This is a genomic window from Streptosporangium sp. NPDC006930 (assembly GCF_040635605.1).
Lineage (GTDB): Bacteria > Actinomycetota > Actinomycetes > Streptosporangiales > Streptosporangiaceae > Streptosporangium.
On record NZ_JBEYID010000011.1, the window covers coordinates 110,077 to 121,200 of the forward strand.

9 protein-coding genes are annotated in these 11,124 nt (G+C 72.0%); 5 read left to right on the forward strand and 4 right to left on the reverse strand.

Features of this window, described 5'->3' with window-relative positions; translation table 11 throughout:
• From ABZ664_RS20670 to ABZ664_RS20685, 4 genes are all read left to right on the forward strand, one after another.
• A complete protein-coding gene (locus ABZ664_RS20670; protein WP_362512323.1) occupies window positions 1-369 on the forward strand; it encodes a MerR family transcriptional regulator in 369 nt (122 codons plus the stop codon).
• A 51-nt stretch (window positions 370-420) separates the two neighbouring features.
• The gene (locus ABZ664_RS20675; RefSeq protein WP_362511934.1) at window positions 421-906 is read left to right on the forward strand and encodes a MarR family winged helix-turn-helix transcriptional regulator; all 486 of its coding nucleotides are present in this window, start codon (window positions 421-423) and stop codon (window positions 904-906) included.
• Between the two features lie 65 nt (window positions 907-971).
• Window positions 972-2,411 (forward strand): carboxylesterase family protein, encoded by a 1,440-nt coding sequence (locus tag ABZ664_RS20680; protein ID WP_362511937.1) that lies wholly within the window; start codon window positions 972-974, stop codon window positions 2,409-2,411.
• 145 nt (window positions 2,412-2,556) lie between these two features.
• On the forward strand, window positions 2,557-3,468 hold the full coding sequence (locus ABZ664_RS20685) for an oxidoreductase (protein ID WP_362511940.1): 912 nt from the start codon (window positions 2,557-2,559) through the stop codon (window positions 3,466-3,468).
• A 72-nt stretch (window positions 3,469-3,540) separates the two neighbouring features.
• Here the strand turns inward: ABZ664_RS20685 and ABZ664_RS20690 are convergent, their stop codons facing one another.
• Window positions 3,541-4,164, reverse strand: coding sequence for a TetR/AcrR family transcriptional regulator (locus tag ABZ664_RS20690; protein ID WP_362511943.1), 624 nt, complete (start codon window positions 4,162-4,164; stop codon window positions 3,541-3,543).
• A gap of 141 nt (window positions 4,165-4,305) precedes the next feature.
• Here ABZ664_RS20690 and ABZ664_RS20695 point away from each other — a divergent pair, with 141 nt between their 5' ends.
• Window positions 4,306-5,349, forward strand: a complete 1,044-nt coding sequence (locus ABZ664_RS20695; protein ID WP_362511946.1) for a hypothetical protein — start codon at window positions 4,306-4,308, stop codon at window positions 5,347-5,349.
• Window positions 5,350-5,412: 63 nt separating this feature from the next.
• On the opposite strand, the gene ABZ664_RS20700 is transcribed toward ABZ664_RS20695, so the two are convergent.
• The 3 genes from ABZ664_RS20700 to ABZ664_RS20710 form a co-directional block, all read right to left on the reverse strand.
• On the reverse strand, window positions 5,413-7,413 hold the full coding sequence (locus ABZ664_RS20700; RefSeq protein WP_362511949.1) for a prolyl oligopeptidase family serine peptidase: 2,001 nt from the start codon (window positions 7,411-7,413) through the stop codon (window positions 5,413-5,415).
• Between the two features lie 106 nt (window positions 7,414-7,519).
• Window positions 7,520-9,235 carry an ABC transporter ATP-binding protein gene (locus ABZ664_RS20705; RefSeq protein ID WP_362511952.1) on the reverse strand — a complete coding sequence of 572 codons (1,716 nt, stop codon included), beginning with the start codon at window positions 9,233-9,235 and terminating at the stop codon, window positions 7,520-7,522.
• Window positions 9,232-10,950: an ABC transporter ATP-binding protein gene (locus ABZ664_RS20710; protein WP_362511955.1), complete on the reverse strand. Its 1,719-nt coding sequence runs from the start codon at window positions 10,948-10,950 to the stop codon at window positions 9,232-9,234. The genes ABZ664_RS20705 and ABZ664_RS20710 overlap by 4 nt, the downstream gene beginning before the upstream one ends.
• Window positions 10,951-11,124 lie beyond the last annotated feature (174 nt).

Genomic DNA, 11,124 nt, shown 5'->3' on the forward strand with positions numbered 1-11,124 from the left:
ATGCGGATCGGCGAGTTGGCGTCGAAGGCCGGGGTGAGCGTCCGTTCTCTGCGCTACTACGAGGAGCAGGGCCTGCTCACCAGCACGCGCAGTTCCAGCGGCCAGCGCCACTACACCGACAACGAGGTCGAGCGGGTGGTGTTCATCCAGCGCCTGTACGCCGCCGGGCTCTCCAGCCGTACGATCGTCGAGTTGCTGCCGTGCGTCGACTCGCCCAGCGAGCAGAACTCCGAGGAGGCGTTCGAGCGGCTGGTGCACGAGCGAGGCCGGATCGACCAGCACATCAAGGAGATCCTCAGTGCCCGCGACGCCCTCGACCGGCTCATCGACGCCAATCGAGCGCACCGCGATCGACTGACGACTCGCTGACCTCGGTGTGGTTTTCCTCCCCTCGGCAAAACCGTTAAAGTCGTTAACGTTATGAACGTTAACGAATCCATGGGTGAAGCCGCGGACGGGCCGCCCGAAGCTATGACCAAGTGGACCGGCTTCCTGCTGAACTGGGTCGCAGCCCATGCCCGCGAGGCTTATGAGCAGGTCGTGGCGCAGGTCGGGCTGAAACCACAGCATCTGGGGGTCCTCATCCAGATTCAGCACGGTCCGATGATCCAGGCTCGGCTGAGCGATCGGCTGAAGGTGTTCAAGCCCGTCATGGTCACCCTGGTGAACGAGCTGGAGGCGATGCATCTGGCGGAGCGGCGGCCGCACATCGGCGATCGCCGCGCGACGGAGGTACACATCCTCTCCGCGGGCCTGGACAAGGTCAGGGAGGTCGAGCGGCTCAGCGAGCAGGCCTCGGCGGAGTTCTTCGGCCCGCTCACCTTCGAGGAGCAACAGACTCTGCACGGCCTGCTCGCCAAGCTCGCCAAGGACGGCCCCGCCGATGCCTGGCAGTCCCCGCGCTGACAAAAGCATCTCGATACCGACCCCTCAGAGCCGATCGACGCCTGGGATTTCGTCAGGAGGAACACATGCACGACACGGTGCGGACCCAACAGGGTCTGGTCCGCGGCCGTACCCGCGAGGGCGTCGTCTCGTTCAAGGGCATCCCGTACGCCGCCGCACCCGATGGCGCGCGGCGTTTCCTGCCGCCGCGACCGGCGGCGTCCTGGAACGGGGTGCGGGAGGCCGACGCTTTCGGTGGCGCGCCGCCGCAACGACCGCCGGCGCCAGGGGTTCCGGCGGTGTGGCAGCCCGGCGACGGCCTGGACTGCCTGAAAGTGAACGTCTGGACCCCCGCCCCCGGGGGTACGCGCCTGCCGGTGATGGTGTGGATCTACGGTGGCCGGTGGACTCACGGCGCCGCGTCGATGCCGCACTACGACGGCTCGGTCCTGGCCGGCTCCGGAGTGGTCGTCGTGACCTTCGACTATCGCACCGGCTTCGAGGGCTTCGGTCACCTGCCCGGTATACCGGACAACCGCGGCCTGCTGGATCAGCTCGCCGCGCTCGCCTGGGTGCAGGACAACATCGCCGCTTTCGGCGGTGACCCCGGAAACGTCACCGTTTTCGGCCAGTCCGCCGGCGGTGCGTCCGCAGCCCTGCTCGCCGCGGCACCGTCGGCCGCCAGCCTGTTTCGGCGGTGCGTCGTCCAGAGCCTCCCCGCGGGCCATCTCGAAGTCCCCGAGGCCCAGCGGGTCACCGAACGGCTTGCGGCAGCCGTCGGCACCGCCCCTACCTGGGACGGTCTGGCCGCGCTGCCCGCTCAAGCGCTCCTGGAGGTGCCGGACGCCCGGCTGACCGGTGGGCGTCCCGGTGGCGCGTTCGCTCCCGTCATCGACGGCGACCTGGTCACCGCACCTCCCTGGCAGGCTCTCGCCGACGGGTGTGCTCGCCACATCGACCTGCTCTGCGGTTTCACTCACGAGGAATACCGCGGCTTCCCACCTCAGGCGGATCCGGAGCGGATCGATCTGGCGGTCGTTGCCACCCGCTTCGGCCTCGCCCCCGACGCCGATACGGCCTACCGGGCTGCCTACCCCGACAGCACCGTCACCGAACTGTTCACCACGCTGATGTCCGACGCCCTGGTGCGCATGCCGACCACCTTCACCGCCGAAGCGCACGCCAGGACGGGTGGGCGCACCTGGCTGTACGACTTCGCCTGGCGCGGGCCGCTCGGCGCCGCTCACGGCATCGACGTTCCGTTCGTTTTCGGCCTGCCGCACACCCGCTACGCCGCCCGTTTCCTCGGCTCCCCGCCTCCCGCCGACTTCGCCGCCCTGTCCCATCAGGTCCGCACCGCGTGGACCTCCTTCGCCGCCACCGGCAACCCCGGCTGGTCGGCCTTCGACACCCGGCTCGGCTCCACCCGCGTCTGGGACATCACCCCCACCACCACCTCTTATCCCGTGCCGGACTCCCACCGCATCTGGAGCCGGACACAGTCGTCTCCCGCACCGTCGAGGTGAGGGGGCGAAGAGGACCTTCTCGCCAGCCGGCTCATCGAGCCTGGGGTAGATCATTGAAGTTCCGTACCGTCGCCATGGAACCGGCGGACTTCGACCCCACCTCCTTCACACTCGAAGGCGGGGTCTTCACACGCGAGGAGATTCGATGACCACAAAGACGATCACCGCTTCGGCCGCGGGCGTTTTCGAGCTCGGCGACCTGCCGGTCAACCGGATCGGGTTCGGCACGATGCGCCTGACGCAGAGCGGCGCGGCGTTCGGGAACGGCGTCCCGAGTGACCGGGGCCGGGCGATCGGCGTGCTGCGCCGCGCGGTCGAGCTCGGGGTGAACCACATCGACACCGCGGCCTTCTACTTCTCCGCGCTGCGCTCGGCGAACGAGCTGATCAACAGCGCGCTCGCGCCCTACCCCGATGACCTGGTCATCGTCACCAAGGTCGGATTTGGCCGGGATCCGTCGGGTGAGTGGCTGTGGGCCAGGCCGGAGCAGCTGCGCGGCCAGGTCGAGGAGAACCTGCGCCAGCTCGGCCGGGACCACCTCGACGTGGTGAACCTGCGCATCCCGCAGAACATGGCGTCCAGCTCGATCGCCGGGCATTTCGGTGCGCTGGCCGACCTGCGCGACGCCGGGATGATCCGGCATCTGGGCGTCTCCAACGTCACGCCCGCGCACCTCGCCGAGGCCCAGGCCATCGCGCCGGTGGTCTGCGTGCAGAACGCCTACGGCATCGGCGCACGGCCCGAGGACCACGAGTTCCTGCGCTCCTGCGGGGAACAGGGCATCGCGTTCGTCCCCTTCTTCGCGATCGCCGGGACCGGGCGCGAGGCCGGGGCGAGTGTCGCCGAGAGCGAGGAGGTGCTCGCCGTCGCACGCGCGCACGGCGTGACGGCCGCGCAGGTCCGGCTGGCCTGGACGTTGCAGCGCGGGCCGCACGTGCTGGCCATCCCCGGCACCGGCAACCCCGACCACCTGGCCGAGAACGTGGCCGCCGGCGCCCTGCGGCTCTCGGCGGAGGAGATGACCCGTCTCGACTCTGTCCAGAGGAGTGGACGTTGAAGCACCCTCGCCGGGGTCCGCGACGGCCTGGATCCGGTACGGCCCCGCGACGGGGGGTGAGGTGACGAAGGGTCAGTCCGGGGGCCGGCGATGTCCGCGTATCAGGGGCAGGTACACCTCGTCGACGATCTCGACGAGGACGCTGTCGGGCACGGTGGGGACTCCGCGCGTGACGAACTCGTTGCGCAGCAGGACGACGGCGACGGTGGCCACCCGGGGGTGGAGGACCTCGGGCGGAGCCTCGCCGCGGGCCACCGCACGCCCGAGAATCGTCAGCCACATGCCGGACCCGGCGTCGCCGGACTGTTCGTGGAGTTGCGCGAGTAGCTCCGGATCGTCGGCGACGCCCGACAGCAGGCTGCGCAGGATGTCGCCGGTGGGCGAGGACCAGTGGCGGTTCGCGCCACGCAGCAGCTCAAGCACGTCGCCGCGCAGTTCGCCGGTGTCGGGCAGTGGCGCGGAGGCCGCGCTCAGCTGCCGGTAGGCGGCGATGCTGAGCGCGGCCCGGTTCGGCCAGCGGCGGTAGATCGCGTTCTTGTTGGTACCGGCCCGGGCGGCGACTTTATCCATATTTAGACCCGAATATCCGGATTCGAGGAGTTCGTCGACCGCGGCACGGAGTATCGCCTGCTCCAGTGCGGTGCCGCGCCGCCTGGTCGGGGCGGCGACCTGTCGCTCCGCGGGGTCCTCGGCCATCTTCCCTCCTTGGTAGGTACTCTGCGTACCTTGTTTTTTCGTGAAACACGGCGCTGACATTCGATTAAGGTACGATGAGTACCGTAAATACCTCCCCGTTGGAGAGTCCGTGCTCTGACGTGCGGCGGTATCCAATCGGCATTGAGAAGGGTACGAGTCATGCGAGGCAAGGGCATCACCTACGACACCGGCTTCATCGACACCGGTCTCGCCGACGCGGGACCGAGCACCCGCGAACCGTTCGACCCCGACGTCGTGAAGCGGGAGATGTGGGTCATCCGCGAGGACCTGCACTGCAACGCGGTCCGGATCACCGGCGGTGACCCGGACCGGCTGGAGATCGCCGCCGTCCACGCCGCCGACGCCGGACTGGAGGTTTGGTTCTCGCCGTTCACCTGCGACCTGACCACCGACGAACTGCTCACCTTCCTCGCCGACTGCGCCGAACGCGCCGAGCGGCTACGCGGGCGGGGAGCCGAGGTCGTCCTCGTCACCGGCGCCGAACTCACCCTGTTCACCAAGGGGTTCCTGCCCGGCGACACCCTCGCCGACCGGCTCACCCTGCTGGCCGAGCCGCATCGCCTGCGCGAGGTGATGGCGCCGGTCCCCGCCCTCCTCAACGACTTCCTCGCCAAGACGGTGAGCGTGGTCCGCGACCGGTTCGCAGGAAAGGTCACCTACGCCGCGCTGCCGTCCGAGCAGATCGACTGGACGCCCTTCGACATCGTCTCGGTCGACGCCTACACGTCGATCGAGGTGGCCGATCAGTATGCCGAGGCGATCCGTTCCCTCGTCGCGCGGGGGAAGCCCGTCGCGATCACCGAGTTCGGGTGCACGACCCACCGGGGCGCGGCCGACCTGGGCGCGCGTGGCATGTTCATGGTCGAATGGGACGGCGCGAAGGCGATCGGCCTGAAGGGCGACTACATCCGTGATGAGGCCGAGCAGGTCACATACCTGAGGGAGTCACTGGAGGTCTTCGCCGCCGAGGGTGTCGACACCGCGTTCTGGTGCACCTTCGCGTCCTACAACCTGCCGCACCGCGACGACCCTCGCGAGGACTTCGACATGGCGAGCTACGGCCTGGTCAAGGTGCTCGAAGACCGTCCCGGCCGGACCTACCCCGACATGCCGTGGGAGCCCAAGGCGGCGTTCGCCGCCCTCGCCGACTGTTACCGCGACTGAGGGCGCCGATACCGAGGCGATCCGGTCTTCGCACGACACCGGATCGGAGGGGGACGGGATCGTCTACCGCGTCTCGAAAACCTCCAGGCCGGTGTGGGCGGCGAGGAAGGTGAGCATGTCGGCGGCGAGGTCGACGGCGCGGCCCGCCGAGCGGGGGCCGTGGCCGACGTCGCCCTCGTGGCGCAACAGGATCGGCCGCGTCCCCGACGTCGCCGCCTGCAGCGCCGCGCACATCTTGCGCGCGTGCATGGGGTCCACCCGGGAGTCACCGCCGAACGTGGTCAGCAGCGTCGCGGGGTAGTCGACGCCGTCGGTGACCCGGTGGTAGGGGGAGTAGCCGAGCAGCCATCCCAGCTGCTCGGGATCGTCGGCCGAGCCGTACTCCGACCTCCAGACGGGGCCGAGGCCCGAGCGCTCGTACCTGACCATGTCGAGTAGCGCCGCCGAGCAGACGGCGGCGGCGAACAGGTCGGGGCGCTGCGTCAGCGCGGCGCCCACCAGCAGCCCGCCGTTGGACTCGCCGCAGGCGGCCAGCTGCGCGGGGGTGGTCCAGCCGTCGGAGACGAGCTTCTCGGCCGCCGCCGCGAAGTCGTCGAAGGTGTTCTGCTTGCGCTCCAGCATGCCGTCGCGGTGCCAGGCCGCGCCCTCCTCGCCGCCGCCGCGCAGCTGGGCGAGGACGAAGACCCCACCCGCCTCGACCCAGGGCAGGATGTAGCTGGAGTACGACGGCGTGAGCGAGAGCCCGAAACCGCCGTAGCCGTACAGGATCGTCGGCCTGGGACCCGAGCCTGGGCGGGCCAGCACGACCATCCGCACCGGTGTGCCGTCCGCGGAGACGCAGACCACCTGGCGGGCTTCGAGCTCGGACACCTCCACGGCGCCGGGTGCGGGGCTCCACAGCGACGTCCGCCCGGTGCGCGTGTCGTAGCGGTGCACTCCCAGGGGCGTGACGCTGTCGGTGTAGGTGAACCAGACCTCGTGGCCGCCCTCGGGGCGGGTGGTCATCTCCCTCGCCGAGCCGAGGCCGGGCAGCGGCACCAGGCCGCGCCGGTTTCCTGTCACCACGTCGTGGACGCTGACCTCGCTGACCGCGTGCCGGGTCCAGCTCACCAGGAGCGTCTGGTCGGCGATCGCGAACTCGCCGATCACCGCCTCGGGGTCCTCTTCGACCAGGTCGACCCAGTGCTCGGGGCCCGGTCGGGCCGGGTCGGCCACGCACAGTCGTCCCCGTGGCGCGTCCAGGGTGGTGAGCAGGTACAGGCGCCCGTCGCGGCCGACGGCGGGCGCCGTCATCGCGCCCGCCGCTCGCTGGATCACCCGCAGGTCGGGGCGCTCGGGGGAGGAGGACGACAGGTCGGCGAGCCAGAGGTCGTTGCCGCCGTCCGCCATCGCCGAGACCGTGAGCCAGCGCCCGTTGTAGCTGATCCCCAGGCCGTACGAGCGCTCCTCACCCATGATCACCGCGTCGTCCTCGGCGGGGGTGCCGAGCCGGTGCAGGCGGACCTGGCGGGAACGGACGTAGAAGAACGCCTTGCCGTCGGGCAGCCACGCCACGGGCGCGTACCGGCAGCGGTCGATCGGACCGTCCACCACCCGGCGGGTGGCGACGTCCATGACCCGCAGTTCCGACCGCTCGTCCCCGCTCCTGGACAGCTGGTACGCCACCAGCCTGCCGTCCAGGTCGGGCTGCCAGTGGTCGAGCGTGGTGAGCCCGCTCGGGTCGAGCTCCATCGGGTCGATCAGTGCCTCCTCCGCCCCGTCGGGGGCGGTGCGGTAGAGGACCGCGTGCTCCTGGGAGGCCGTACGACGCAGAAAGAACCGGCTCCCGCCGCGCCACATCGGCGTGCCGACCGTTCCGGCCCCGGTCAGCGCGGCCACCCGCGAGTGCCACAGGTCGCGTCCCGGCAGCGTGCCGGCGTGTTCGCGCCACAGTTCCCCCTGGGCGGCCGTCCAACTTCGCGTCGCGGGGCTGTCGGGGTCCTCCAGCCACCGGTACGGGTCGGGAACCGCGTGACCGTGCAGGTGGTCGACGACCGGGTGCCGTTCCGCGGGAGGGTAGATCATCGAATTCCTCCGGTGCGAGGTCCCCGGGCCTCGGCCCTGGGCGGGGAACACGGTGAGCAGGGGGAGTAGGTCGCGAGGGGCGGGGAGGTCAAGGAGGGCGGGGAGGTCAAGGCACCAGCTCCTGTGTGTTCGACGGGTCCCACTGTCCGGCCAGGTCCGCGTACAGCGGGGAGGTGGCGAGCATCTCCTCGTGCGTGCCCAGCCGGACGCTGGTGCCGTCCATGACGAGGATCCGCCGGGCGCGCAGGGCGGAGGTGAGCCGATGGGCGATGACGAGGAGCGTGCCGCCACGGCGGGCGAACGCCTCCTCCGCGCGGGCCTCGGCGGCCGGGTCCAGGTGGCACGTCGCCTCGTCGAGGATCACCAGCCGGGCCGGGGCGAGATAGGCGCGGGCCAGGGCGATCAGCTGCCGTTCCGCGGGGGAGAGCGACCCCGAGTGGATCTCGGCGGAGTATCCGCCCAGCCGCGCCACCAGGTTCGTCAGGCCGACCGCGGTCACGGCGTCGTCCACCGCCTCCCGCGAGGCGTCGGCGAGGTAGGTCAGGTTCTCCAGCAGGGAGCCGCGGAAGACGTACGCCTCCTGCGGGATGAGTACCCGGTCGGCGGGGTCGAGCCGGTCCGCGGGTACCCCGCGCACCAGGACCTCGCCCGCCCCCGGCGGGAGCACACCGGTCAGGAGCGCGGCGAGTGTGGACTTGCCGATGCCGCTGGGACCCACGACGGCGATGTGGTCCCCCTCCGGGATCACCAGGTCCAGACCGTCGATCACCGGCTCCGCGTGCGGGCCGTACGCGAACGTCACGCCGCGTAGTTCGGCCCCTCCGCCCCGCGCCGCGAGCCGCCCGCGCGCCCGCGCGGGCGGCTCGCCGTCGCGCAGGAGCCTGCCCAGCGCCACCCGCAGCCGGACCCCGTTGATGCCCAGCCCTTCCACGAGGTTGCCGAGCGCGGGCGCGAGCGACTGCGTGACGTAGGCGAGGGCGCCCAGGATCACCCCGGCGCCCGCGCCCTCGCCCACGAGCCGGGGGGTCGCGAACAGCACCAGCAGGACCGGCAACCAGCCGCCCACCGCGAGCGACAGCGTGCGCAGCGCGGTCACCCGCGCCAGCGACCGGGCCGCGCGGGCCTGCTCCGCCACCCGCAGGCCGACATCGTCCGCCACCCGCTCCTCGGCCCGGCAGGCGGTGATGTCGCGCAGCCCGCCCACCGTGGTGGCCAGCGCCTCGGCGGTGCGCTCGTCGGCGAGGATGAAGTCCCGCTGCCGCCTGGCCAGGGCGCGCAGCGACAGCAGGAAGACGACAAGGCCCACGACGAAGGGGGGGAGCACCAGCGCGAGCACCTCGGGCACGAGGGTCGCGAGCCCGAGGACGACGCTCACCACGGTGAACGCGAACGACCTCACCACCGTGATGACCGAGGCGAAGGCGTCGCGGGCCAGCTCGACCTGGAGGTTGGAGCGGGCCACCGCAGCCGCTCCCGGCCCCTGCCCGGACATGACCGAGTGGCGCAGCGCGTCGTCGACGACGTGCGCGAGCAGTTCCTCGCGGAACGGCTCCACGATCGAGGCGACGGCCATCACCACCTGCCGGGCGCCGACCGCGGCGAGCAGCCACGCGCCGCCGAGCAGCGCGAGCCAGGCGAACCCGGTCGCGGGACGTCCCGTGCCGAAGCCGTCGTCGATCGCCCGCGCGATGGCCAGGCCGATGACGAGCGAGGGCGCCGTCTCCGCGACGGACCAGCCCGCGAGCCTGACCAGCTGGTACGGGTCCCTCCTGAGCGCCCGCCGCAGGGGCCTGCCGGCGACGTGTCCGTCCGTGGGATTCACGACGCGTCCGCCTGGAAGACGGCGCGGTAGGCGGGGTCGGCCCAGAGCGCGCGATGACCGCCGCACGCCCGTACCCGGCCCTCGTCCAGCCAGATCACCCGGTCGGCCGCCGCCGCGGTCGCCACCCGGTGGGTCACGATCAGCCGCGTACGGTCGCGCAGTTCCCGCGACAGCGCGCGGGCGACCTGGCGCTCGGTGACGGTGTCGAGGCTGGAGGTGGCGTCGTCCAGGATGAGCAGGCGCCCTCCCTGCGCGAAGGCGCGGGCCAGGCCGAGCCGTTGCCGCTCGCCGCCGGACATGGGCGCCTCCTCCAGCGGCGTGTCGTACCCCCCGGGGAGCCGCCTGACGAAGGCGTCCGCGCGGGCCGCCCGCGCCGCCGCCCGCACGACCTCGCCTTTCTCGCCCGGCCGGCCGTCGCACCCGGTGCCGGGGGTGGGAGGGTCGAGCCCCAGGGCGACGGCGGCGCCGACGGTCTCGCCGAGCAGCGCCGGGCGTTCGAACGCGTACCCGACGGCGCGGCGCAGCGCCTCGCGGGAGAGGTCGGGCAGCGGGACGCCGTCGAGGAGTACCGTGCCGTGGCGCGGGTCCACCAGCCGTCCGGCGACCGCGGCGAGCAGGGACTTTCCCGCCCCCGAGCGGCCGACCACGGCCACCGCCTGCCCGCCGGGGATGACGAGATCGACATCGTGCAGGCCGTCCGCGTCGACGCCGTGAAGCTCAAGCGTGCCGGGGCCGGCGGGCAGCGGGCGGCTGCCGTAGGCCCGCGGGCTCTCGGAGACCAGCTCCTCCACCCTGGCCGCGGCGGCCCGCGCCCTGGCCAGGCGGCCGACGTAGCCCAGCGCCGAGCCGAGACCCGCGCCGAGCACGACGTAGCGGGCGGCGGCGTACAGCTCTCCGGCCGTGAGGTCCCCGGCGGCCAGGCGCAGCCCGCCCACCCCGAGCACGGCCACCTCCAGCAGCGGGACCACCGCTCCCGCCTGTACGCCGGCCCGCGCGTTGGCCCGCCACATGTCCATGGCGTGGCCGCGCAGCCTGGGCAGGGCGGTCAGCACCCGTGCCCGCTCCTGGTCGGCGGTACCGGCCGCGGCGATCGTACGGGCCCCGGCGAGGGCGTCGACGAGGCGGGCGGCGATGTCGCTCTGTGCCGCCTGGTAGTCGCCCGCTATCGAGGTGCTCACGGTGAGGAAGGCCCGTAGGACGAGGGCGATGAGGACGATCCCGGCGACCAGTGTCACGGTCAGCAGGGGGTCGATGAGGGTGAGGGCCACGATGCCGCCCGCGGTGGGGATGACCAGCGCGGCCCCGGTGACGATCGACTCGGGGGCGCGTCCGATCTCCTCGGTGTTCAGGCCCATCCGGGTGACCAGGTCTCCCTCGGGGAACCGGTGGGTGATCATCGGCCCGACGCCGAGCACGTTCCGCACGACCCGGTTCCTGAGCCAGGCCGAGGAGCGCGCGCCGCTCGATCCCGAGGCCCAGACGCCGAGGGCGTCGCAGAGCACGGTGAGGGTCACGGCGGCGGCGCAGGCACCGAGCCAGGTCGCCGCTCCGGTGCCGCCGGGCGTGTCGGTGACGAGCTCGTCGACCGTCCTGCCCAGCACGAGCGGGAGCGCGAGCTGCGCGAAGGCGCCCAGGACGGAGGTGGCCACGAGGACGGCGAGCCAGGGTCCGCCACGCCGTACGGTGTCGGCCACCAGCCGATCCGCTGCTCGCACGTTCGCACCTTCCTGAACCGCCCGGCTTCCCGGGTTTCCTTGAGGTCCCGGGCTTTCTCGGTGTTCCGGCCCCTCCCGGAACGGGAGTGCCCGGGACGGCCGCCGTCGCTGGCCGTCCCGGGCACGGGTCTCACTAGTGGCAGAGCAGGAGGCTCAGGTTGCTGGGCTTGCCGG